Source organism: Clostridium sp. HCS.1 (assembly GCF_047900555.1).
GTDB lineage: Bacteria > Bacillota > Clostridia > Clostridiales > Clostridiaceae > Clostridium.
In genome coordinates this window covers 250,001-274,790 of the sequence record NZ_CP170704.1, presented here as the reverse complement: position 1 = coordinate 274,790, position 24,790 = coordinate 250,001, and the positions used below count along the sequence as shown (strand labels likewise).

Annotated in this window: 26 protein-coding genes, 2 tRNA genes, 2 rRNA genes and 1 other annotated feature (2 of these 31 cut by a window edge); of the genes, 7 read left to right on the top strand and 23 right to left on the bottom strand. The window is 30.3% G+C overall.

The genetic code is table 11. From position 1 onward, the window contains the following. Window positions 1-78, bottom strand: a binding site (T-box leader); it reaches 103 nt to the left of the window's first position. Between the two features lie 69 nt (window positions 79-147). Both ispD and ACFYH6_RS01340 read right to left on the bottom strand, forming a co-directional pair. Further along, window positions 148-816: a 2-C-methyl-D-erythritol 4-phosphate cytidylyltransferase gene (gene ispD, locus ACFYH6_RS01345; protein WP_316343194.1), complete on the bottom strand. Its 669-nt coding sequence runs from the start codon at window positions 814-816 to the stop codon at window positions 148-150. A gap of 12 nt (window positions 817-828) precedes the next feature. Next, on the bottom strand, window positions 829-1,923 hold the full coding sequence (locus ACFYH6_RS01340; protein WP_316343195.1) for a PIN/TRAM domain-containing protein: 1,095 nt from the start codon (window positions 1,921-1,923) through the stop codon (window positions 829-831). Between the two features lie 210 nt (window positions 1,924-2,133). Here ACFYH6_RS01340 and ACFYH6_RS01335 point away from each other — a divergent pair, with 210 nt between their 5' ends. Then, window positions 2,134-2,523 carry a DUF1573 domain-containing protein gene (locus ACFYH6_RS01335; protein ID WP_416179376.1) on the top strand — a complete coding sequence of 130 codons (390 nt, stop codon included), beginning with the start codon at window positions 2,134-2,136 and terminating at the stop codon, window positions 2,521-2,523. A 68-nt stretch (window positions 2,524-2,591) separates the two neighbouring features. On the opposite strand, the gene disA is transcribed toward ACFYH6_RS01335, so the two are convergent. The 4 genes from disA to ACFYH6_RS01315 form a co-directional block, all read right to left on the bottom strand. Further along, window positions 2,592-3,656: a DNA integrity scanning diadenylate cyclase DisA gene (disA, locus tag ACFYH6_RS01330; protein ID WP_316343196.1), complete on the bottom strand. Its 1,065-nt coding sequence runs from the start codon at window positions 3,654-3,656 to the stop codon at window positions 2,592-2,594. A gap of 16 nt (window positions 3,657-3,672) precedes the next feature. Further along, on the bottom strand, window positions 3,673-5,040 hold the full coding sequence (radA, locus tag ACFYH6_RS01325; protein WP_416179377.1) for a DNA repair protein RadA: 1,368 nt from the start codon (window positions 5,038-5,040) through the stop codon (window positions 3,673-3,675). Between the two features lie 176 nt (window positions 5,041-5,216). Continuing rightward, window positions 5,217-5,942 carry a glucosamine-6-phosphate deaminase gene (gene nagB / locus ACFYH6_RS01320; RefSeq protein WP_316343198.1) on the bottom strand — a complete coding sequence of 242 codons (726 nt, stop codon included), beginning with the start codon at window positions 5,940-5,942 and terminating at the stop codon, window positions 5,217-5,219. Then, complete coding sequence (locus ACFYH6_RS01315) at window positions 5,939-6,661, bottom strand: GntR family transcriptional regulator (RefSeq protein WP_416179378.1); 723 nt, start codon at window positions 6,659-6,661, stop codon at window positions 5,939-5,941. The genes nagB and ACFYH6_RS01315 overlap by 4 nt, the downstream gene beginning before the upstream one ends. Window positions 6,662-6,792: 131 nt before the next feature. On the opposite strand from ACFYH6_RS01315, the gene ACFYH6_RS01310 reads away from it, so the two are divergent. Continuing rightward, window positions 6,793-6,954: a hypothetical protein gene (locus tag ACFYH6_RS01310; protein WP_316343200.1), complete on the top strand. Its 162-nt coding sequence runs from the start codon at window positions 6,793-6,795 to the stop codon at window positions 6,952-6,954. 140 nt (window positions 6,955-7,094) lie between these two features. After that, window positions 7,095-7,322, top strand: coding sequence for a glutaredoxin family protein (locus ACFYH6_RS01305; RefSeq protein ID WP_316343202.1), 228 nt, complete (start codon window positions 7,095-7,097; stop codon window positions 7,320-7,322). Window positions 7,323-7,516: 194 nt separating this feature from the next. On the opposite strand, the gene ACFYH6_RS01300 is transcribed toward ACFYH6_RS01305, so the two are convergent. From ACFYH6_RS01300 to ACFYH6_RS01280, 5 genes are all read right to left on the bottom strand, one after another. Beyond that, window positions 7,517-8,974 carry an NADP-dependent glyceraldehyde-3-phosphate dehydrogenase gene (locus ACFYH6_RS01300; protein ID WP_316343203.1) on the bottom strand — a complete coding sequence of 486 codons (1,458 nt, stop codon included), beginning with the start codon at window positions 8,972-8,974 and terminating at the stop codon, window positions 7,517-7,519. A 12-nt stretch (window positions 8,975-8,986) separates the two neighbouring features. After that, complete coding sequence (locus ACFYH6_RS01295; RefSeq protein ID WP_316343204.1) at window positions 8,987-9,211, bottom strand: glutaredoxin family protein; 225 nt, start codon at window positions 9,209-9,211, stop codon at window positions 8,987-8,989. Between the two features lie 37 nt (window positions 9,212-9,248). Further along, window positions 9,249-10,193, bottom strand: coding sequence for a thioredoxin-disulfide reductase (gene trxB, locus ACFYH6_RS01290; protein WP_316343205.1), 945 nt, complete (start codon window positions 10,191-10,193; stop codon window positions 9,249-9,251). 197 nt (window positions 10,194-10,390) lie between these two features. Continuing rightward, window positions 10,391-12,826, bottom strand: coding sequence for an ATP-dependent Clp protease ATP-binding subunit (locus ACFYH6_RS01285; protein ID WP_416179379.1), 2,436 nt, complete (start codon window positions 12,824-12,826; stop codon window positions 10,391-10,393). A 66-nt stretch (window positions 12,827-12,892) separates the two neighbouring features. Continuing rightward, complete coding sequence (locus ACFYH6_RS01280; protein WP_316343207.1) at window positions 12,893-13,348, bottom strand: CtsR family transcriptional regulator; 456 nt, start codon at window positions 13,346-13,348, stop codon at window positions 12,893-12,895. Between the two features lie 147 nt (window positions 13,349-13,495). Here ACFYH6_RS01280 and ACFYH6_RS01275 point away from each other — a divergent pair, with 147 nt between their 5' ends. Further along, on the top strand, window positions 13,496-14,152 hold the full coding sequence (locus ACFYH6_RS01275; RefSeq protein WP_416179380.1) for an MBL fold metallo-hydrolase: 657 nt from the start codon (window positions 13,496-13,498) through the stop codon (window positions 14,150-14,152). A 17-nt stretch (window positions 14,153-14,169) separates the two neighbouring features. Here ACFYH6_RS01275 and ACFYH6_RS01270 read toward each other — a convergent pair whose 3' ends face one another. The 7 genes from ACFYH6_RS01270 to ACFYH6_RS01240 form a co-directional block, all read right to left on the bottom strand. Further along, window positions 14,170-14,340 (bottom strand): DUF362 domain-containing protein, encoded by a 171-nt coding sequence (locus ACFYH6_RS01270; protein ID WP_291631791.1) that lies wholly within the window; start codon window positions 14,338-14,340, stop codon window positions 14,170-14,172. Between the two features lie 97 nt (window positions 14,341-14,437). Further along, the gene (locus ACFYH6_RS01265; protein ID WP_316343209.1) at window positions 14,438-14,641 is read right to left on the bottom strand and encodes a heavy-metal-associated domain-containing protein; all 204 of its coding nucleotides are present in this window, start codon (window positions 14,639-14,641) and stop codon (window positions 14,438-14,440) included. A gap of 13 nt (window positions 14,642-14,654) precedes the next feature. After that, window positions 14,655-15,560, bottom strand: a complete 906-nt coding sequence (locus ACFYH6_RS01260; RefSeq protein ID WP_316343210.1) for a stage 0 sporulation family protein — start codon at window positions 15,558-15,560, stop codon at window positions 14,655-14,657. Between the two features lie 2 nt (window positions 15,561-15,562). Further along, a complete protein-coding gene (locus ACFYH6_RS01255; RefSeq protein WP_316343211.1) occupies window positions 15,563-16,498 on the bottom strand; it encodes a DNA polymerase III subunit delta' in 936 nt (311 codons plus the stop codon). Window positions 16,499-16,511: 13 nt separating this feature from the next. Continuing rightward, complete coding sequence (locus ACFYH6_RS01250) at window positions 16,512-16,841, bottom strand: cyclic-di-AMP receptor (RefSeq protein ID WP_316343212.1); 330 nt, start codon at window positions 16,839-16,841, stop codon at window positions 16,512-16,514. An 86-nt stretch (window positions 16,842-16,927) separates the two neighbouring features. Continuing rightward, window positions 16,928-17,557: a dTMP kinase gene (gene tmk / locus ACFYH6_RS01245; RefSeq protein WP_416179381.1), complete on the bottom strand. Its 630-nt coding sequence runs from the start codon at window positions 17,555-17,557 to the stop codon at window positions 16,928-16,930. A 4-nt stretch (window positions 17,558-17,561) separates the two neighbouring features. Continuing rightward, a complete protein-coding gene (locus tag ACFYH6_RS01240) occupies window positions 17,562-17,783 on the bottom strand; it encodes a sigma factor G inhibitor Gin (protein ID WP_416179382.1) in 222 nt (73 codons plus the stop codon). 140 nt (window positions 17,784-17,923) lie between these two features. Between ACFYH6_RS01240 and ACFYH6_RS01235 the strand changes: the two genes are divergently transcribed. Next, on the top strand, window positions 17,924-19,075 hold the full coding sequence (locus ACFYH6_RS01235; RefSeq protein WP_316343215.1) for a M20 family peptidase: 1,152 nt from the start codon (window positions 17,924-17,926) through the stop codon (window positions 19,073-19,075). Window positions 19,076-19,099: 24 nt separating this feature from the next. On the opposite strand, the gene ACFYH6_RS01230 is transcribed toward ACFYH6_RS01235, so the two are convergent. Then, window positions 19,100-19,603 (bottom strand): hypothetical protein, encoded by a 504-nt coding sequence (locus tag ACFYH6_RS01230; RefSeq protein ID WP_416179383.1) that lies wholly within the window; start codon window positions 19,601-19,603, stop codon window positions 19,100-19,102. A gap of 284 nt (window positions 19,604-19,887) precedes the next feature. Here ACFYH6_RS01230 and ACFYH6_RS01225 point away from each other — a divergent pair, with 284 nt between their 5' ends. Together ACFYH6_RS01225 and ACFYH6_RS01220 are read left to right on the top strand one after the other, a co-directional pair. Then, a complete protein-coding gene (locus tag ACFYH6_RS01225) occupies window positions 19,888-20,835 on the top strand; it encodes a magnesium transporter CorA family protein (RefSeq protein ID WP_316343217.1) in 948 nt (315 codons plus the stop codon). A gap of 190 nt (window positions 20,836-21,025) precedes the next feature. Then, the gene (locus tag ACFYH6_RS01220; protein WP_416179384.1) at window positions 21,026-21,952 is read left to right on the top strand and encodes a S66 peptidase family protein; all 927 of its coding nucleotides are present in this window, start codon (window positions 21,026-21,028) and stop codon (window positions 21,950-21,952) included. 32 nt (window positions 21,953-21,984) lie between these two features. On the opposite strand, the gene ACFYH6_RS01215 is transcribed toward ACFYH6_RS01220, so the two are convergent. The 4 genes from ACFYH6_RS01215 to ACFYH6_RS01200 all read right to left on the bottom strand — a co-directional run. After that, window positions 21,985-22,059, bottom strand: a tRNA-Cys gene (locus tag ACFYH6_RS01215). A 5-nt stretch (window positions 22,060-22,064) separates the two neighbouring features. Further along, window positions 22,065-22,140 (bottom strand) — tRNA-Phe (locus ACFYH6_RS01210). A 5-nt stretch (window positions 22,141-22,145) separates the two neighbouring features. Next, window positions 22,146-22,262, bottom strand: a 5S ribosomal RNA gene (rrf, locus tag ACFYH6_RS01205). 113 nt (window positions 22,263-22,375) lie between these two features. Then, window positions 22,376-24,790: ribosomal RNA gene (locus tag ACFYH6_RS01200) — 23S ribosomal RNA — on the bottom strand (it continues 491 nt past the right edge of the window).

Here is a 24,790-nt window from a genome sequence, read left to right as displayed (position 1 = left end):
ATCCTATTGAAAATCTTACAGCCCATGAATTTTCTCTCTGAAAAAGCGGATTTTACTATTCTTCTTCAATGTTTTAAACCTATTTAATTATAGCTTAATTAATTATATATTCTTGTAAAAATTATGTCAATACACTATCTTCCAAGATTATATAAGCTTTTCTGCTAATATTAAATCCTCTGGAGTAGTTACCTTAATATTAGTATAGTCACCTTCATATAGATAAACCTCGTTGCCATATTCTTCAACTACCATAGTATCATCGGTAACCTTTATGTTTTCCTCTTTTACTCTTTTATGACAGTCCTTAATTATATTAAGTTTAAATACTTGAGGAGTTTGAATAGCTACTAAAGTATTTCTATCTGGAGTAGAAAGAGAAAAATTGTTATCATCCTTTATCTTTATAGTATCCTTCGGCATAACTCCAGGTGCTGCGGCTCCATAAAGCCTTGCATATTTTATACCTTCATCTATTATTCTTTGTGATACAAAAGGTCTTGCTCCATCATGAATCAAAACTATTTCATCATCAACAAGTTTATCTAAAGCATTAATAACTGAATCTTGTCTCTCTTTTCCACCCTCAACTATTAAATCTACTTTTAAAGAATACTTATCTAGTACTTCTTCTTTACAATAATCTATTTCATCCTTTGGCAATACTAAAATAATTCTATCTATATCTTTAGATTCAGAAAACCTTTTTATTGTATAGTATAGAATTGGTTTCCCTTTAAGTTCTATATATTGCTTGCTAATGTTAGCACCCATTCTCTTACCTTTTCCACCAGCTAAAATTATAGCACTAATCATCTAAACACCTACTTATTCATCTTTTGGTTTTGCAAATATCATTCTTCCAGCTGCTGTTTGTAATACAGATGTTACTATCACTGTGATTTGTTCACCCATATACCTTCTTCCGCCTTCTACAACTATCATGGTTCCATCATCTAGGTAACCAATTCCTTGAGTTGCTTCCTTACCATCTTTAACTACTACTACCTTCATTTCCTCTCCTGGAAGAACTATTGGCTTAATTGCATTAGCAAGTTCATTGATGTTAAGCACTGGAACCCCTTGGAACTCAGCAACTTTATTTAAATTAAAATCATTAGTTATTACTTTTCCCTTTAATACTTGGGCAAGCTTTAATAACTTACTATCTACTTCTTGAATTTCCGGGAAATCACCTTCCCAAATTTGAGTTTCAATATCTAATTCCTTTTGGATCTTGTTTAATATATCAAGACCTCTTCTTCCCCTATTTCTTTTAAGAGAATCTGCTGAATCTGATATATGTCTTAATTCATCTAAAACAAAGTTAGGAATCACTAATGGTCCTTCTATAAAACCAGTTTGGCATATATCAAAAATTCTTCCATCTATTATTACTGATGTATCTAATACTTTGGGATTATTCTTAACTGCTACTTTAGATTTTTTATCCCTAATACTATTCTTTTTTAAATTACTAAGAACATTTGATATGTCATCTCTTTTCTCTATAAAAATGCTAGCAAATATTATAGCAAATATTAAATTTACTAATACAAATAATATCGGCCCTAACCCAAATAAATCTATACTATTTAATGGTAGTCCTATTAATGATGTTATTATTAGAGATATAAAGGCTCCAAATATTCCATATATAATTTCTGTTGCTGTAAACCTTTGAATATTTTTTTCTATATATTCAATAGCCTTCAAAATAGAGTCATAAATACTCGGAGAAATAAAATAAAGAATAATTCCAATTAATAAAGTTAGAAGAACACGAAAAGATATAATTCCAACAGTTTCTGATAAAAAAGATAAGTCACTTATAAGCTTTATATTTATTAAGACACCACTTAAAATATATCCACTTATTAAACCTATAATGGTAAATATAACCCTTATAATCTTTTTTAACATTTTTTCACCTCCTATATATTTTTATTTTTTATTAATTATACCATATAAAGGTATTATCTAAAATGAATATTTATTAAAATCTTATTAATTTAAAATACCCCCTATAAATAATCATGTAATTAATTTATTATAAGTTTAAGTTAATTACATTTCCTTTTAACACTATAAAAATCATAAACAACAGCCGTAAATTTTAAGGAGTTGATGTATATGAAAGATATAATTTTTGATAATTTTCAAAATGACGTTGATGAATCTTTATTACGTCATAGAAGTATTCTAGATATAATGACTAAATTAAATGAATCAAATGCTAGAGTTACTAGAGCATTAGCTAAATCAGTAACAAATTGTGGATGTATTGAAATTTCGGCTAAAAAACAAAATACTTTTAATACTGATAATAGCCTAAATCCTTCTTTGAGTACTCAAATTGAAGGTATTCTTTGTGATAATTGTCGTGACATTATCGAAACTGAAATAGGAAATAATATATTTTATCTTACTTCTTTATGTAATTGTTTAGACTTAAATTTATATGACATACTTATAAAAGAAGAAAACAAAATAAATCTATTGGGAAAGTTTACATTTAGATAAGTTTAAAGCAGGCTAACTCCTGCTTTTTTTATTATTATCTATTTATTTTACTTTTATACATAAAGGTACTAAATCTCATTTTTTAGATATATCTGTTCTTTTATTCTCTTAAGACCACTTCTTATTGCTTTAGCTCTTGCCTCTCCAATACCATCAACTTGATCTAAAGCATTAGTATCAGCCTCAATTACATATTTAAGTTCTTTAAAATGCTTTATAAGATTTTCTATTACTGAAACAGGTATTCTCGGAACCTTAAATAATATTCTAAATCCTTTTGGTGAAATCAATGTGTCTGTCAATGAAAGTGAAGAATATCCTAATAATTTTGCTATTAAGTCTAAGTCAACTAACTCTTCTGCAGTAAGTCTTTGGATTCCATTATATATTTCATGATAATCCATATCTTCTTTGCAATAATCTCTTATTAAAAGTATTCCATCTCTTTCAATAAATCTTATAAGTTCGCTTAATTGCATTGATATTAATCTTCCTTCATTTCCAAGTTCAACTATATATCTTTTTATTTCTTCTACTATCCTCATTACCATTTCAGTTCTTTGAATAGCTGTAACCACATCAAAAATAGTAGTTAAATCTTGATACTCTAATAAGTTAAGATTATTTATTACCCTATCTAGAACATTTACGTATTTTTCTAATGTCTGTATTGCTTGATTTGCTCTTGCTAAAATTACACTACTTTCTTGAAGCACATACTTTAAATCACCTTTGTAAATAGTAATAATATTTCTTCTTTGAGAAATTGCTATTACAATATTACCAGTTTGTTTTGCAACTCTATTTGCCGTTCTATGCCTAGTACCAGTTTCATATGTGCTTAAAGTATGATCAGGAACTAGTTGTGTATTAGCATAAATTATTCTCTTCAAATCACTACTAAGAACAATAGCTCCATCCATCTTCGCTAATTCATAAACATAGGCTGGTGAATACTCTGAGTTTATATTAAATCCACCATCTACTATTTTCATAACTTCTTCATTATCACCTATAACTATAAGTCCTCCTGTTTTAGCTCTTAAGATATTTTCCAAACCTTCTCTTAATGCTGTGCCTGGACTCATAAGTTTTAATATACTTTTTATTTCTTCATCATCTTTTATCCTCATATACTCACCCAATCTGTTAGAATATCTTATTTATAGCCTCTCTTAAATTACTTACACCTATTATATTTATATTACTTCCAGTAACTTTATCCCTATTTCTTTCAGGAATAATAGCATTTTCAAAACCCATTTTTTCAGCTTCTTTAATTAATCTTTCACAAGAAGATATAGGTCTAATTTCTCCCGTTAATCCTACTTCCCCAATTATAACTGTTCTTTTAAGTTTTAATCCTGTATTTTTAACACTAGATAATAGTGCTAATGCTAATCCTAAATCTCCAGTAGTACCATCTAAGGTAAGACCTCCAACTACATTTACATAAACATCGTATTTATAAAAAGGAACTCTTAATTTCTTTTCTAGTACTGCTAGTATAAGTCTTAACCTTTGATTATCTATACCTACAGCAGTTCTACTAGCTAAATGAGTATTACTTTCACTAACCAAAGCCTGCATTTCTACTAATATAGGTCTAGTACCTTCCATAATACCTATTACTACAGAACCTTCTTGGTTAAAATTAGTATCCTCTAGGAATATTCTCGAAGGATCGTATATTTCCTTTAATCCTTCTTCAGCCATTTCAAAGACACCAATTTCACTAGTAGTACCAAAACGATTCTTCATAGTTCTAAGAACTCTAAATTCCTCTGTACGTTCCCCTTCAAAATATAGAACCGTATCTACCATATGCTCTAATACTCTTGGTCCTGCTAATTCACCTTGCTTTGTTACATGAGCAACTATAAATAATGGTATTCCTTGATTTTTTCCTATTCTCATAATAGCATTAGAACACTCTTTAACTTGAGATACACTTCCTGGTGCTGAAGTAATAGATTCCTTATATACAGTTTGAATTGAGTCTATAATTACGAATACAGGCTTTATCTCATCAATATATGCTTCTATTAAATCTAAATTAGTTTCAGATAATATATAAAGTGATTCTGCATTAACTCCTAACCTATCCCCTCTAATTTTGATTTGCTCTTCAGATTCTTCTCCAGAAACATATAAAACCTTACCATAACTTTTTGAAATAGAGTCTGCTGTTTGTAGAAGCAGTGTAGATTTCCCTATTCCAGGATCTCCTGATATTAATGTTAATGAACCTCTTACCAATCCACCACCTAAAACTCTATTTAATTCTTTTAGTCCAGTATCATATCTTTCTTTTTCACCTGACTTTATATCTCTTATGCTCTTTGGCATATTTTCTATTACTCTAATATTATTTACTTTAGATTTTGCTTCTTTATGTGTTTCCTTAATTTCTTCAACTAAGGTATTCCATTTATTACAATCTGGACATTTCCCTAACCATTTAGGGGACTCATATCCACATTCTTGACAAACAAACATGGATTTAATCTTTGCCATAAAATTTACCTACCAATTCTATTTATTTTATTATAAAAATCTTTATTAAATTACTATAAATACTATATCATAAGAAAATATAAAAACCAATTTTTTATATAACTTGATGTACAAAAAAAGAACTACAATATTTACATTATTGCAATTCTTTTAAATATTTAAACCCTATTGTAATTTTATAATAATTTAGCTGCTGCTTCATCAACTATAAGAACAACATCTCTATGCATTTGTAACATTGATGCAGGCATATTTGTATTTATTTTTCCCTTTACCATAGCCTTTACTGCTTCTGCTTTAGATTCTCCACTTGCTATAACGATTATCTTTTTTGATTTCATTATTCCGCCAAGTCCCATTGTGATTGCAGTCTTTGGAACTTCATCTATTGAATCAAAAAATCTAGCATTTGCTTCTATTGTATCTTGTGTTAAACCAGTTAAATGTGTTCCTGCCACTAAGTCTTCATCTGGTTCATTAAATGCTATATGTCCATTATTACCTATTCCTAATAATTGAACATCTGTACCACCTAACTTAGCTATCTTTTCATCATAATTTTTACATTCTTCTTCAATATTTTCTGCTAATCCATTTGGAACATAAGTGTTATTCTTATCTATATTTATATGATTGAACAAATTATCATTCATAAAGTATCTATAGCTTTGAGGATGCTCTCCACTTAAACCAACATATTCATCTAAATTTACAGTAGTAACCTTAGAAAAGTCAATTTCACCATCTTTATTCATTCTAATTAATTCCTTGTACATACCAATTGGTGATCCACCTGTTGCTAAACCCAATATAGCTTTAGGGTTATTTTTAACTACATTTGCCATTTCCTTTGCAGCAACTTTACTTAATTCATCATAATTTTTTGTAACTATTACCTTCATCGTATTTTTCCCTCTCTTCTCGATATATTAACTTCCAAAGTAAATTTATCTGATCTATATATAGCCTCTTCTAAAAATATTAACTTATCATTTAAATCATAAGTTTTGCTAATAATTTTTAGCATAGGCACTTGTTGATTAACATTAAAAATTTCTTTTAATTCATTGTCCATAATAACTGAAACTATTGAGGATTGAGAATAATCAACCTTATAACCAAAGCCTTCAAGAATTTTAAATAAGGATCCCCTTAACATTTCTTCATCTATGTACCCACAATAATCTACAGGTATATAAACTTTTTCTATTGCAACACATTCATCATCAACTATACGCTTTCTAATTATCTTGTATAATTCATCTAGTAAAAAGATATCAGTTAAGTCTTCTGGTGTTGAGATTTTTTTAAATTCAACTATTTCAGATCTTAATGTTTTTCCCATTTGCTTTACTATCTCACTAAAGCTCATCATATCCTTTTGCTTAAATGTTTGCTCACATACAAAGGTTCCTTTTCCTTTAATTCTAAGAAGTACACCTTCTTGTACAAGTTCGCCAATAGCCTGTCTAATGGTCATCCTACTAACTCCGTATATTTCACAAAGTTCTCTTTCACTTGATATACAATCTCCAGGTTTCCATACTCCTTCGGAAATCTTAGATACTAAATCATTTTTTAATTGGTAATATACAGGAATTGGGCTACTTTTATCTATCATTGTTAATCCTCCTAAATTTATTATATTAAAAATTGTTATAGATGTCTAGACCAGTTTGTTAATTTTTTAAATTGTTATAAATTATAATTTTTTTGGAAAAATAATTATATAAACTAAAAGGAGATGCTATAATGATTAATAGAAATTATTTTTCCAATATACCTTCAAAAAATGTAATACGTGAAGATAAATCTAAAAATTTATCAGAAGAATTATTTTTTAATTCTAAAGATACTTCTTTAGATAACATGATTCTTAATTCTAATTTAGATAATCAAAATCTCATTAAATAAATTAGTATTTAAGTTATATAATACCACATTCTTTATTTTTAATAAAATATACTATAGATGTTGAATTTTTTTATAAAATGGTGTAAACTTAATGTTAATTAATATTAATTATCTTTTGATAATTAAAAGGAGGATTACAAATGGTTAAAGTTTATAGTACAAATACTTGTCCATGGTGTGTAAAAGCAAAAAACTACTTAAAATCAGTAGGTGTGGAATTTGAAGAACTTAATGTTCAAGAAGATATGACTGCTAGAGATGAAATGATAAATAAATCAAAACAAATGGGAGTTCCTGTTTTAGATATAAATGGTACTGTTATCGTTGGTTTTGATAAAAATGCTATAGATAAAGCATTAAACAATTAGTTTTTAAAACATAAACACTAGGATTTATGGTGTTATAAAATAATAATAAAAAAGAAGTAGTTTTAACTACTTCTTTTTTATACAATTTATTATACTTTTAAATTCAATAAGGAGCTGCAAATACAACTCCTTATTGAAAATATATTAATTTTATAATATCTCAATGAGATTTTATACTATATAACAAACACTACCTATCTACCTATATTGATTACAGTAGCCTTTGGTCTTGACATAGCTTCTATTGAATATTTTATTCCTTGAGTTCCAATTCCAGATGCCTTAACACCTAAGAATGGGAAGTGGTCTGGTCCTCTTTCAGTTTTATTATTAACTTGAACAGTACCAACTTCTAATTTATCTGCTACATAGAAAGCTTCATTAATATTCTCTGTAAATACTGATGATTGTAATCCATATTCAGACTTATTAGCAATTTCAATTGCTTCATCTTTATCCTTAACTCTTATTATAGGTAATACTGGACCAAATGGCTCTTCCCATGCTAATCTCATATCTGTTGTTACATAATCAAATAATGTTGGATAAATTAAGTTTTCTTCTCTCTTACCACCAACTAATAAATGTGCACCTTTTTCTCTAGCATCTTCAATAAGATCCCATACAAAATCTGCTGCTTTATTATCTATTAATGGAACAACTTCTGCTCCATCTACTGGATTTCCAACCTTTAATTTTTCAACTTTTTCTTTAACTTTTTCAACTAATTTGTCTGCAACTTCTTCTACAACTAATATTCTCTTAACAGCAGTACATCTTTGTCCTGAATAAGAGTATGCTCCAGAAACAATATTAGAAGCTGCTAAATCTAAGTCTGCATCTTTTAATACAATAGCTGCATCTTTACCACCAAGTTCCATTAATAATGGTACCATACTAGTAATCTTTGAAATTCCAGTACCCACTTCTGTACTTCCAGTAAAGTTTATAAAATCTATTGAAGGATGAGTTACTATATAATCACCTATTACACTACCTCTTCCAGTAACAGTATTTAATACCCCAGCTGGTACTCCTGCATGTTCAAATATTTTTGCTAAATATAATCCACAAAGGCTTCCTTGAGTGGCAGGTTTTAAAACTACTGAATTACCAGCAATTAAAGCTGGTGCAATCTTTGAAGATGCTAAGTTTATTGGATAATTAAATGGTGAAATAGCTAAAACTACCCCTAATGGTTCCCTAGTTACTAAGGATATTTTATTTTTCTTAAATCCTGGGAAACTATCTCCTGGAATACTTTCTCCAGATAAATTCTTAGCTGTATCTGCTGTAAATCTAATATAATCTGCTGATCTTAATATTTCTGACTCAGCTGATTTTTTATCTTTACCAATTTCTCTCATCATTATATCTGATATTTCATCTACTTTTTCTATTAATAAATCTGCTGCCTTATATAATATTTCTGCTCTCTTATTTACAGGAACATTTTTCCATTCCTTTTGTGCTTCCTTTGCATTATTTATTGCAAAATCAACCTCTTCTTTTGTCATTGCAGGAACCTTTCCTACTAAGCAATTTCCAATTGGTGAATATATTTCTATAAACTTATTACTATCACTAGTTATCCATTTACCATCTACTAAATTCTTGAAAGTTAATTCTTCGCCTCTTATACAATTAAACATTTTAATCCCCTCTTACTTCTTCGCTAATTCTATTTTATTTTTATCGAATCCTACTATAATTTCTCCGTCTATATCTATTACAGGTACAGTTCTTTGCCCTGAAACCCTAAATACCTCTTCTCTGTCTTCGTGCTTATCAGCTACATTAATTTCTTTATACTCCCAACCCTTCATATCAAAGAATTTTTTTGCTTTAATACAAGATGGGCACCATGATGTTGAATATATCTTTATCATATTATTTCTCCTTACTTAAATAATAATTTTGTTATTATTATTTCCTTTTTTTCTTATTTTCAACTATAACTTTTTCAGCTTCTAATGCTGCTATTGTTCCGTCAGCAACTGCTGTTGTAATTTGTCTATATTCTTTTTCTCTTACATCTCCTGCTGCAAATACACCATTAACATTTGTTCTCATTCTTTCATCTGTCTTTACATATCCACTATTTGTTAATTCAATGTAATCCTTAAAGTGTTCTGTTTTAGGTTCTGTTCCGATAAATCCAAACACAGCATCCATATCCATTTCTTTTTCTGTACCATCAATTGTATTCTTTATTATTGCTTTTTCAACAAAGTTTTCACCTTCTACATTAACTAAGTCTTCATTAAATAATACTTCTATCTTAGGGTGATTCATAACTTCATCAATAGTAGCCTTTTCTCCTTTGAAATAATCAAATCTTCTTATCATATATACCTTAGTAGCAAACTTTGTTAAGAATAAAGCTTCTTCTAGTGCAGAGTTACCTCCACCAACTACTCCAATTATTTTTCCATCATACATTGCTCCATCACATACTGCACAGTAATGTATTCCCTTACCTGAAAATTTTTCTTCATTTGGAATAGGCAATTTTCTTGGGACTGCTCCTGTTGATATTATTACAGTATCTGTTTTATATATAAAATTATTAGTTTCAACAATTTTTTCATCTCCACTAAAATCAACTCTCTCTACCATATCAAATTCATCTATTTCGGCTCCAAGTTCTTCTGCTTGTTGCTGCATTAAATCTGCTAGCTCAGTTCCTGAAACTTTCTTAAACCCAGGATAATTTTCGATTGTATAACTATTTCTTACTTGACCACCTAATATTTGATCCTCTAATAAAAGCATATCTAACTTTGCTCTTGTTGCATATATAGCAGCAGTTAAACCTGCTGGTCCCCCACCGATTATAATCAATTCTTTATGTTTTACTTCTTTACTCATTATATTTCCCTCCTACCCCCTAGGGGTATATTCTTTATAATCAATTATATGCTTATAGTTTTAAAAATGCAACTATTTTTAGGTAATAATTTTTATTAGTTCAATGATTTTATCACCAATTTATATTCAAAAGTATTAAAAATATATGCATATATTAAACAAAAAGAAGATTTTCTAATAGAAAACCTTCTTCTATACTATGATATATGCTTAATACAAAGTTCCTCACCATCACAATAAATTTCTAAATTATCTCCGCCCTTAATACATCCCTTTAGCATTTCTTCGCTTAGTTTATCCTCTAACTCCTTAGCTATTATTCTTCTTAGTGGTCTTGCACCATAATTTATATCAACACCTTTATTAACTAAAAATTTTTTACTATCTTCATTTAAATTAATTGTTATTTTTCTTTCTTTAAGTTTATTTATAGTGCTATTTAGCATTAAGTTAACTATTTTTAATATATCATTATCCACTAATTTGCGAAATACAATAACTTCATCAACTCTATTTAAGAATTCTGGCTTAAATTGGTTTTTAACTTCTTCCATAATTATTTTTTTCATATTTTCAAATTCACTATTTTCAATATTTTTTTCATTTATAAATCCTACTGAATTCTGCTTTTTAATATTATGGGCACCAACATTGGAAGTCATTATTATAATAGTATTCTTGAAATTTACTGTCCTTCCCTTACTATCTGTAAGCTTACCGTCTTCCATTATTTGTAGTAATATATTGAAAACATCAGGATGAGCCTTTTCTATTTCATCTAATAGCACTACAGAATATGGATTCCTCCTTATAGCCTCAGTTAATTGGCCACCTTCCTCGTAGCCTACATATCCTGGCGGAGCTCCTATAAGTCTTGATACTGAATGCTTTTCCATATATTCTGACATATCAATTCTTATTAAGTTTTTTCTATCTCCGAACATAACTTCAGCTAAAGTATTAGAAAGTTCTGTCTTTCCAACTCCCGTTGGACCACAAAATATAAATGATCCTATTGGTCTGTTAGGATCTTTCAATCCAACTCTAGCTCTTCTTACAGCTTTAGAAATTGTTGTTACAGCTTCCTTTTGTCCTATTACTCTTTCTTGAAGAACATCTTCAAGTCTTAGAAGTCTTTCTGTCTCCTCTTCTGTTAACTTTTCTACTGGTATCTTAGCCCAAACAGAAACTACTTTTGCTATTTCAGTTCTGCTTACAATATTACTAAACTCCAAGTTATTATAATTAACGCTTAATACACTTAACTTATTTTTAATTTCCATTTCTTCATCTCTTAAATAAGCAGCTTTTTCAAAGCTTTGGCTTTTAATTGCAGTTTCTTTATCTTTTGATAGTAGTTCTAAATTCCTTTTTAAATCTCCTATTTCTGGAGGCGAAATAAGATTTTCTATTCTCACTTTGGCTGATGCCTCATCTATTAAATCAATTGCTTTATCAGGCATAAACCTATCGCATATATATCTATCTGATAGTTCTACAGCTGCTTCTAAAGCTTCGTCCTCTATTTTAACCATATGATGAAGTTCATATTTTTCTCTAAGCCCTCTTAATATTTCAAGAGTCTCTTCCTTTGAAGGTTCATCTACAGTAACCGGCTGGAATCTTCTTTCTAAAGCTGAATCCTTTTCAATGTATTTTCTATATTCATCAATAGTAGTTGCTCCAATACACTTTATTTCTCCTCTAGCTAATGCAGGCTTTAAAATATTAGATGCATCAATAGCTCCCTCTGCTCCACCAGCACCAACTATAGTATGAATCTCATCTATAAATATTATTATATCTTGAGAAGTTATAATCTCGTCCATAACCTTTTTTAATCTATTTTCAAATTCACCTCTATACTTAGCTCCTGCTATCATAGCTGTTAAATCTAAAGATATTATAGATTTATCCTTTATAATATTTGGAACCTTTCCCTCAACTATCATTTGAGCTAAGCCTTCTACAACTGCAGTTTTCCCAACTCCAGGTTCTCCTATGAGGCATGGATTATTTTTATTTCTTCTACATAATATTTCTAGTATTCTTTTGCTTTCAGTTTCTCTTCCTATGAATGGATCGAGTCTTCCTTCCTTAGCTAAAGCAGTTAAATCTTTACCATATTGATTAAGCATTGGAGTTTTATTTGAATTTTTCTTTTTATCATCCATCTGCTTTATATCATTTATATCATTTTTATTAATGTAATTTATAATTTCAGTTTTTATACCTTTTAAATCTACTTTTAAATTTGAAATTATAGTATAAGCTATACTTTCAACATCATCTAGTAAAGCTAATAAAATATGCTCTGGATTTATATAATTATGATTATACATCATCGCCTTTGCTAAGCTATCATCAAATACTCTCTTAGTTCTAGGATTTAATAGCATTTCCCCTATAGAAATGTCTACATCACCAAATCCTAAGTAGTCTTCAATAAGATTTCTTACCTTATCTATAGTAATTCCACTAATATACAAAACCCTATTAGCAAAACCACCTTCTTTTAATATTCCTAAAAGAATATGCTCCGTTCCTATATACCCATGCTTAAAATACTGCGATTCTTTCTGAGCTTCTACAAGTACTATTTGTGCTCTTTCTGTAAATTTACCAAAAACCATAAATACCTCCATACCCTATTGCTAAATTTAACTACACAGATAAACTATAGATATATATAACATACTTTAAGATAATACAACTGCTAATATTCCCTTTAACATATCTGCTCTTAATTTATTTTTATTTTCAACAGAAGCTAAAGTTCTATCATTTAAAGTTATCTTAATAATTTCAAATTCTTTATCAGAAATTACTTTAGTATCATTTAAATGTTGTAAAATAGATAAAGCACTTCCATAAGTTATACTTTCTCCTATGGAATTATTAATTAAATTTAAATTTTCAGCTTTATCATTGTATGTTATTTTCTTTATAACTATATATCCACCACCGCCTCTTTTGCTCTCAATTATATATCCTTTTTCATAAGTAAATCTTGTTGTTAATACATAATTGATTTGTGATGGTGCACAGGAAAATTTATCTGCTAACTCATTTCTTTGAATTAAAACCTGTCTTTCTCTTTCTTCATTTAACATATCTTTAATAAAATTTTCTATTGTATCTGAAATTCTTGCCATAATTTCACCTTCTTAAACTTATTATTTTAATTAGACCTTCTTTGACTTTCATTATATATTATAAGTCTTAATATGTCCAATAATAAATTTTCATATAAAAAGAATTATAAAATTCCTTTTGTTTAAACTATATATGAGGTGATTAATATGGAAATTAAGTGGATTGGCTATTCTTGTTTTTTAATAAAAAATTTATTAGGGAAAAAAATTTTAATAGATCCAATGCAAATATATCCCTATATACAAAAATATGATTTAAAACCAGATATAATTACTTTTAGTCACTCTCATAATAATGAAATTATTAATGATTGTATTATTAATAATTATAAGGTTATAAATTATACTACATATTTTGAAAATGAATATTTTATTATTAAAGGTTTTAACAGTTGTAGAGATAACTTTTCTGGATTTAGAAGAGGTGAAAATATTATATATCTATTTGAAATTGATGGGTTTAAAATCTGCCACTTAGGCTCATTAGGACATTTATTAGATGATGAATTAATAAGCAAATTAACTAACTTAGATTTTTTATTTATTCCTATCGGAGGACATTTTTGTTTAGATGGATTATTAGCAGCAAAACTTGTTGCCAAAATAAAACCTAAATATATAATTCCAATGTCCTTTAAAACCTCTTTAGAATATTTTTATTTAGATGGCCCCTTAAAGTTTTTATCTACTTTAAAGAATATTATTTATTATAATACCGATACTATTTATACTGATGAGTTACCCTTAGTTAATGAACTCACAGTACTATTATTAAAAGAAAAGAATAAAGAACCGCTAAATTAGCGGTTCTTTATGTAAAATTATGCTTGTACAGGAGCTCCTACTGGGCAAACATTTGCACAGTTTCCACAATCTATGCAAACATCCTCATCGATAACGAATTGAGTATCTCCTTGACTTATAGCATCAACTGGGCATTCTGCAGCGCAAGCACCACAGTTTATACATGAATCTTCAATCTTAAATGCCATAATTAGCACCTCCTAATATTATGAATTTATTTCTAGTCTATTTTAACATATCAATAAAAATTTTAAAAGGTTTCTAAATAATTATCTTGAATATATTTTATATTACACTATATCCAAGTTCTTCAATAGATGCTATTATCCCATCTAAAGATATAGTCTTATCATCATAAACTATACTTACTTCTTTTTTATTTACATTAACTTCACAAGCAATAGTTCCTTCACTATGAGCTATAACCTCTTTAATGCTAATAACATCTTCATTTGTATTAAGATTTGCTATCCTTAATACTGTTTTCATTTAATACCCCCCTTTAATTTTCTTTTATAAGATCATTGATTAAATTTTTATCTTCAGGTGACTCTATTTCAAGTTTAATATCTGATTCATCTACAGAATCCTCATATCCACCTTCTATTAATTCTATATCATCTATTTTAAACTCTTCAACTAATTCTTCATCTCCGCGTTTATATTTCACCTTAACACTTTCTTTAACTGTGTTATTGCTTACAACTTCGCCCTTAAAATCTCCCATACTTACAATAGATCCTGCCTTAGGCAATCTCTTTCTTATATCTTCGTAAGTACTTTGTTCATAATTTAAGCAGCACATAAGTCTTCCGCATATACCTGATATTTTAGTTGGGTTTAAAGATAAGTTTTGTTCCTTTGCCATCTTTATTGATACTGATGCAAAGTCACCTAGGAATGTTGAACAACATAAAGGTCTTCCACAAGGTCCTAATCCTCCAAGCATCTTAGCTTCATCCCTAACCCCTATTTGTCTAAGCTCAATTCTAGTCTTAAAAATAGTTGCTAAGTCTTTTACTAATTCTCTAAAGTCAACTCTTCCATCTGCAGTAAAGTAAAATATAACTTTATTATTATCAAAGGTATATTCTACATCTATTAACTTCATATTTAATCCATGTTCTTCAACTTTCTTTAAACATATATCTAAAGCATCTTTTTCTTTTACTTTATTTTCCTTATGTTTATTTATATCAGCTTCTTCTGCTACCCTAATAACACTCTTTAAAGGAGCCACTATATCAGATTCAGGAATTTCTTTAATGCCTATAACACATTCCCCAAATTCTATACCTCTTGCTGTCTCAACAACAACAAAGTCACCTTTTTTAACTTCTAGTCCACTAGGATCAAAATAGTATATTTTACCGGCCTTTTTAAATCTAACGCCAATTACTTTTATCATTATTAAACCTCCATAAATCCTATAAGCATAACTCTAATAGTTAATTGAAAATTAGAATTGCTTTGTAGTGATTTTCTAGCTTCTCCAATTTTGTCAATTATATTATTAAGCTTCTTATAAGACATTTCAATAGCTATTTTTTTTATACTTTCAATTTTATCCCCATTTATTAATCCGGTAACTTCATCAATTTCTTTATAAATTATTATATCTCTTATAAAGGAGGCTAGAATATTTAATATATCTTCCTTTTTATCCTTGTAAGTTACTATCTTACTTTCAAAATCCAAAAGTTCTCTAGTATTACCTTTAGTTAAAAGAAATAATAAATCAACTAAAGTATTTCTAAGCTCTTTTAAGGAAGAATCTCTCAGAAAAGCTTCTGCTTTTCCTGGAATTCCTTCACTATAGGCAATGGCAGCATTAATTTCATCTTCACTAATACTATCATCATTTATATTATCTATATAAAGCCTTACTTCATTTTTAGTTAATGGAGATAACTTATAAATTTGACATCTTGATTTTATAGTGTCTAATATAAGCTCTAGACTTTCACATAATAATATTATAAAAACCCCTTTAGGTGGTTCCTCTATAGTTTTTAATAAAGCATTTTGTGCCTGAACTGTTAATTTATTTCCATCACAAATTATTATGACCTTTTTATCTCCTTCAAAGGGTTTTTTATTTATTTCTTCAACGATTTCTCTAATATCGTCTACTCCAAAAGAAGATTTTTTACATCTATAATTTATAATATCTATATAATCTTTATCTTCAGATTTACCTAATATATTCCTAGCAAATTTATTAGCTAGTTTACTTTTACCAATACCATCTTCTCCAACAATTATATGTGCATGGGAAATTTCATCTGATTCTATTCTTCTTTTAAAGTTATCTAATATATTTTTATGTCCAATAATTTCTCCCATTACACCCTCCTAATTATATTTTTATAAATTGATCTACATCTATTACGAAGATTGTAGCTCCCCCAACTTCAACTTCAATTGGATAAGACATATACATATCAAGATTTCCAGTTATAGGAGTTGGCGTAGTAATAATTTGTTTTCTAGTCTTACAAATATCTTCTACAACATCTATAACCTTCTGTACCTTCTCTACTTCCACACCTATCATCAAAGTCGTATTTCCTGATTTTAGAAATCCCCCTGTTGTTGCTAACTTAGTTACTCTAAATCCAGCTTCAGTAATTGCATCAATTAAATCTAATGCATCATCATCTTGTACTATTGCTATTACTAATTTCATATTGACCCCTCCTAATATAAACCTCATATTAACATTTTATCACAAAAGCTGTATAAATTAAGCAAAAATTTATTATATATACTATTTTATTTAATAAAATTCAGTATTATTTCTTTTGTTTCATTAAAAACTTCATCTATAGATTTTTCTGCATTAATAATTGCAAAATCACCTCTATTATTTTCCACCAATTTATAATATCCTTCTCTTACCCTAGTATGAAAATCCAATTTCTCAAGATCTAATCTATTAACTTCTCTATCTTTATTTTTTTCTATTCTTGATAAACCTACTTCTGGAGATATGTCAAAAAATAAATTTAAATCAGGCATATATTCACCTATTGCAAATTTATTTATTTGAAATATTTCTTCAACAGGTATTCCTCTAGCATACCCTTGATAAGCTAATGAAGAATAGATAAATCTATCACATAATACGATTTTACCCTTCTCTAATGCTGGAATAACTTTCTCTACCAAATGTTGCCTTCTAGCTGCAGCATATAGCAAGGCTTCTGTTTTTCTATCCATTTCAGTATTTCTTGTATCTAATATTATGTTTCTAATATCCTCAGAAATTTTAATTCCACCTGGTTCTCTAGTTTTAATACAATCTATTCCTTCTGCAACTAAAAAATCATATATCTTTTCTAAAGTTGTACTCTTACCTGAGCCATCTCCACCTTCGAATACTATAAATTTTCCTCTGTTCATTCAACTACCTCATGTTATCAAAATTATATTTGCTTAAAAGCCATGCTTTAATTCTTTCTTTATAATAAATATATTCTATATCATTACTATTTATTTGAGAAATTGCATTGCTACACTCATGGCAAAATAAGCCCTTGTTAATAATTATATCATTTATAGATATTTTTTTACTACATAGCTTACATTTATTTTTATCATTATCTATGGTTTTGTTTTCTAGATTCATATTAATCCCCCCTTTAAACTTTTTATTAATAATTCTCACCTTAAAAGCAATTTTTATACTTTATATAAAAAAACATATTTATAAATAATAATTTCAGTTTAAGGGAAAATTATAATTAAGATATCTTGGGAGGGAAAAAAATGAAACAAGAAATGATTAGCTTTATAGAAAAAAATAAGGAAGATTTAAAAAAATTAAATAAATTTTTATATGATAATCCTGAAAAAAGTTATAATGAATTTAATTCATATGATTATATTTGCAAACTTTTAAATAAGTATGATTTTAAAGTTGAAGAAAACTTCTTAGAATTGAAGACATCATTCCGAGCTTCTAAAGGTAATGGTAGTCCTACTATTTGCTTCTTATGCGAATATGATGCCATCCCTAATGAAGGACATATAACAGGTCATAACTTACTAACTACAACTTCAGTAGCTGCAGCATTGGCGTTAGGCTCTATAATGGAAAAAATCGGTGGTTCTGTTGTTATTATAGGATGTCCAGGAGAATATCTAGGTGGAACAAAATCTGTAATGGTTAAGCAAGGAATCTTTGAAGATATAGACGTAGTTCTAGTTGCTCACCCTGATGTTGTAACTTCAGAAAGTGGTAGTTCTTCTGCAATTATTCCATTAAGTATTAAATACATAGGTAATAGTGGACTTAGCTTTTTAAATAAAAATACATATACATCTCTAGATGGAATCCTTTTATGCTTTAATATTTTAAATTCTATGCTAAAGGGATTTCCAGATGACGTAGAAGTAAATTCAATACTTTCTAATGGAGGATTTACTCCTCTTTTATTACCTATTGAATCAGAAGCTAAATTTTATATTAGAGCGCCAGAAATGGATATTGCAAGAATAGTAGAAAGCAAGTTAAGAGAAATTGCAATTTATGTTTCTAAACTTATAAGGGTTCAAAATTCAATTTCATTATATGAACCAGAAAATGAAGAACTTATAACAAATAGAACTTTAAACAGATTGTTTAGTCATAATTTAAAAGAAACTGGAATTATTAATATTGATGGTCCTAGAGATATATATTCAGGCTTAAGTTTAGGAGTAGTAAGTAAAACTGTTCCTTGTATCCAGCCCTTTTTCTCAATTATAGATGGTTTAAATATTAGATATGGAACTAAAGCTTTTGCTGATGCAACAATTTCTGAGCATGCTTTTGTAGAAGCTATGAAGGCAGCTTTAGCTTTAGCTTTTACAGGTCATGATATTATATCAAAAGATAGTCTTTTATCTGAAGTAAAAAATGAATTCTATAAAAAATAGGCTCTATTTAGAGCCTATTTTTCTTTAAACTACTTTATATTTTAATTTACCATATTTAATTATTCTGCTAATAAATTTATCACTAGGTTGAAATTTAATCTTTTTTATTTTGTCTCCACTTTTGTAGATACAATAATAAGATTTTGCTCCTATTCTGTTACATAAATAATGCTTTACCCTTTTCATAGCCTGATATTCTTTAGGCATATTAGCCTTTTCTCCTATATAAAGTACATCAGACATCCTTATACTTTCTAGATTTTTTTCTTCTTTATTTCTTATTAAATTAATTATTAGCTTGTCTGCAATTAATGCATATCTGTATGAAACAAAACAACTTCTAATCTGCTTTATTATTAACACTACTGCTATAATAATTAATAAGATATTAACAACATGTCCAATTATATGATGATTATATTCAGATCTTTCTATAGCTTCAGATATATAAAGTATCACTGTTATGTACAATAAAATCATTGTTATAACTGGTATCCTTTTTTTCTCAACAATCTCTCTATGCATCATTTTTATAATTTATCCCCCACTAAAACATCACTCATTATAATAAATAATATTCAGATTATACTAGTTATCACTTAATTTGACCACAATTGTATTCAATTATTAATTTCTATATTTTTAATATTTTTGAAAGTTATATGAGTTTATTCTATCCAGACTTAATTTTACTATGAATTTCTTAATTTCTCTTTACATTTAAATTTTCAATATAAAATTTATTAATTTTGTTACAAAATCAATTATAAATAGTATAATTATCTTTGATATCTATTTAAGGAGGTCTAATAATGATACAAATATATAAAAGCATTGGTGAAAATAACCCTTCATTAAAAGTATTAGATACTATAGAACCAGGATCTTGGATTAATATAATTGCACCATCAGATGAAGAACTTATTTTAATATCAAAAAAGACGGGTGTTCCCCTTTCCTTTTTAAAAGCTCCTTTGGATGACGAGGAAACCTCTCGTATAGATATAGAAGATAACTGTTTATTAGTAATAGTAGATATTCCTTTTACTGAAATGGAGGATAATTCATTAACTTATGACACATATCCTTTAGCAATTATTCATACTGATAAACAAATAATTACTGTTTGCTTAAAAAACAGTAGAATATTAACTGATTTCATAAATAGTAAAATTAAATCATTTTTTACCTTTAAGAAATCTAGATTTATATTACAAATACTAAGTAGAATATCTAATTCATATTTAGTATATTTAAGACAAATTGATAAAAAGAGCTTAATGATAGAAAAAAGATTACATAAATCAATGAAAAATAGAGAATTAATTCAGCTTCATTCATTAGAAAAATCTCTAGTTTATTTCTCTACGTCCCTTAAAGCTAATGAAATTACATTAGAAAAGATGCTAAAATTAGATTTAATGCAAAAATATGAAGAAGATCAAGATGTTTTAGAAGACGTTATAATTGAAAATAAACAAGCTATTGAAATGACAGAAATATATAGTAATATTCTTGCAAGTACCATGGACTTCTTTGCTTCAGTTATTTCAAATAACTTAAATATAGTGATGAAGGTTCTTGCTTCAGTTACAATTTTAATGGCTATACCTACAGTTATTGGTGGCATATTTGGTATGAATTTCATTAGAATGCCACTTATACATAATGAATTTGGGTTTGAAATAACTATGATAATAACTCTTGTTTTAACATTTGGAACTGCTTATTTATTACATAAAAAAGGTATGTTTTCATAAAGAGTAATGCTGTACTTACAGCATATACTCTTATTTTTTTATATAGGAAAGATAAATTGTCCCATTTTTATTTTAATTTGACTAAATTTATTTATAAACTAATTGTTTATAAATATCCTTATAAAAGAATAGATATACTGCTTTTACAATATATTAATATATAAATTATTTTAAAAGTAGGTGTATTTCTTTGTTTAGTACTAAACTTAATATCATAAAATCTTCTCCTACAATAGGAATAGTAGCTCCTTCATCACCTGAATCCGAAAAATATATAGATGAAAAAATATCTTGCTTTGAGAAATTAGGATTCAAGATAAAAAAAGGTAAGCATCTCTATGATAAATTTGGATATTTAGCAGGTAGTGATGAAAATAGAGCAAAGGATTTAAATTCAATGTTTGAAGATAAAGAAGTTAATGGAATTATTTGCCTAAGAGGTGGATATGGATCTATTAGAATGGCTCCTTTTTTAGATTTGAAAAAGATAAAAAATAACCCTAAGCCTTTTTTTGGATATAGTGATATAACATTATTACTTAATTATATCTATAATAAATGTCATTTCCCTACCTTTCATGGACCAATGATAACTTCTAATTTTAATGATATTGATACTAAAAATTATTTTTTAAATATATTAAATCATAATAATAAATTAATTTATGATTTAAAAGATGTGTGCCATAAAGATTACTATATTTGGAATAGCAGAGATTTTAAAGGACACATAGTTGGTGGAAACTTATCCATTATATGCTCCACTCTTGGTACCCCTTATGAAATAAAATTTAATAATAACATATTAATTGTTGAAGATGTGAATGAAAATCCTTATGCTGTGGATAGAATGCTTTCTCAATTAATTTCCTGTGGAAAATTAAAAAAATTATCTGCAATAATAGTTGGAAATTTTACTAATTGTAATAGTAAGGATGAAATATTAACTGTAGAATATATTATAAAGGAAAAACTTATGCCGTTGAACATTCCTATAATATATGGTCTAAAGATAGGACATGATTATCCTAATATAACTATTCCTATAGGAGGTAGCTTTAAATTCTCTTCTAAAGATAATTTACTTATTCAAAATCAAATCATTTTTAAGCAATAAAAAAAACTACAAGAAATCTTGTAGTTTTCTTTTGGAGGCGCCACCCGGATTTGAACCGGGGAATAAAGGTTTTGCAGACCTCTGCCTTACCACTTGGCTATAGCGCCATACCTGGTGGCTCGACCAGGAATCGAACCAGGGACACGAGGATTTTCAGTCCTCTGCTCTACCGACTGAGCTATCGAGCCACTATACCTGGCAACGTTCTACTCTCCCACACAGTCTCCCATGCAGTACCATCGACGCTGTAGAGCTTAACTTTCCTGTTCGGAATGGAAAGGAGTGTTTCCTCTACGCCATCATCACCAGATGCTATGATTCTCCAAATCTTTCATTTGGTAAGAATCTTATACTCAGCTTGCTGAGTTTCCTTGAAAGAATATTGTTCTCTCAAAATTGTATATGAATTAATAACAAATTTTATTGGTCAAGCCCTCGACCTATTAGTATCAGTCAGCTAAATATGTTACCACACTTACACCTCTGACCTATCAACCTTGTGTTCTTCAAGGGGTCTTACTAGCTTATGCTATGGGAAATCTCATCTTGAGGGGGGCTTCACGCTTAGATGCTTTCAGCGTTTATCCCTTCCCGACTTAGCTACCCAGCCATGCTCCTGGCGGAACAACTGGTGCACCAGAGGTCAGTCCATCCCGGTCCTCTCGTACTAAGGACAGCTCCTCTCAAATTTCCTACGCCCGCGACGGATAGGGACCGAACTGTCTCACGACGTTCTGAACCCAGCTCGCGTGCCGCTTTAATGGGCGAACAGCCCAACCCTTGGGACCTACTACAGCCCCAGGATGCGACGAGCCGACATCGAGGTGCCAAACCTCCCCGTCGATGTGGACTCTTGGGGGAGATCAGCCTGTTATCCCCGAGGTAGCTTTTATCCGTTGAGCGATGGCCCTCCCACGAGGTACCACCGGATCACTAAGCCCGACTTTCGTCCCTGCTCCACTTGTGGGTGTCGCAGTCAGGCTCCCTTCTGCCTTTGCACTCTACGAACGATTTCCGACCGTTCTGAGGGAACCTTTGGGCGCCTCCGTTACATTTTAGGAGGCGACCGCCCCAGTCAAACTGCCCACCTAACAATGTCCTGTCACCAGATTCATGGCGTCCAGTTAGAATCCCAATACTATCAGGGTGGTATCCCAAGGTTGACTCCACCAAGGCTGACGCCCTAGTTTCTCAGTCTCCCACCTATCCTGTACAGACAATATCGGAACTCAATGCTAAGCTACAGTAAAGCTCTACGGGGTCTTTCCGTCCAATCGCGGGTAGCGAGCATCTTCACTCGCACTACAACTTCGCCGGATTTGCAGTTGAGACAGTGCCCAAGTCATTACGCCATTCGTGCGGGTCAGAACTTACCTGACAAGGAATTTCGCTACCTTAGGACCGTTATAGTTACGGCCGCCGTTTACTGGGGCTTAAGTTCACACCTTCGCTTGCGCTAAGTGTTCCCCTTAACCTTCCAGCACCGGGCAGGCGTCAGCCCCTATACATCAGCTTACGCTTTAGCAGAGACCTGTGTTTTTGCTAAACAGTTGCTTGGGCCTATTCTCTGCGGCCTGCTCTCGCAGGCACCCCTTCTCGCTAACTTACGGGGTCAATTTGCCTAGTTCCTTAACTGCAATTCTTCCGATGGCCTTAGGATTCTCTCCTCATCTACCTGTGTCGGTTTGCGGTACGGGCACTATTTCTCTTTCTAGATGCTTTTCTTGGAAGCAGGGAATCAGATACTTCAGCCTAAATGGCCTTCCCCATCACACCTCAGGATTGTTAAGACGGATTTGCCTATCTTAACTCCCTAAATGCTTAGACTAGCATTTCCAATCGCTAGCACATCCTATCCTTCTCCGTCACACCATCGATAATAACGATAATAGTGGTATTGGAATATCAACCAATTGTCCATCACCTACGCCTTTCGGCCTCGGCTTAGGTCCCGACTAACCCTGGGCGGACGAGCCTTCCCCAGGAAACCTTAGATTTTCGGCCTGTAAGATTCTCACTTACATCTCGCTACTAATGCCAACATTCTCACTCGTAATCAGTCCACCGCTCCTTACGGTACGACTTCAGCCCGATTACGACGCTCCTCTACCGCTCAAGTAATCTTGAGCCCGTAGCTTCGGTGGTAAGTTTGAGCCCCGGACATTTTCGGCGCAGGATCTCTCGACTAGTGAGCTATTACGCACTCTTTAAATGAGTGGCTGCTTCTAAGCCAACATCCTAGTTGTCTTAGAAATCCCACATCCTTTACCACTTAACTTACACTTTGGGACCTTAGCTGACGATCTGGGCTTTTTCCCTTTTGACCACGGATCTTATCATTCGTAGTCTGACTGCCGGACTAATAGTATATGGCATTCGGAGTTTGATAAGGTTCGGTAAGCGATATGCCCCCTAGCCCATTCAGTGCTCTACCTCCATTACTCATATCCGACGCTAGCCCTAAAGCTATTTCGAGGAGAACCAGCTATCTCCGAGTTCGATTGGAATTTCTCCGCTATCCACAGCTCATCCCATGCTTTTTCAACAGCAACGTGGTTCGGTCCTCCACGGGGTTTTACCCCCGCTTCAACCTGGCCATGGATAGGTCACCCGGTTTCGGGTCTACGGCATGCAACTAGTCGCCCTATTAAGACTCGGTTTCCCTTCGGCTCCGTACCTTAAGTACTTAACCTTGCTACATACCGTAACTCGTTGGCTCGTTCTACAAAAAGCACGTCATCACCCTCATAAGGGGCTTTGACCGGTTGTAGGCACACGGTTTCAGGTTCTATTTCACTCCCCTCCCGGGGTTCTTTTCACCTTTCCCTCACGGTACTT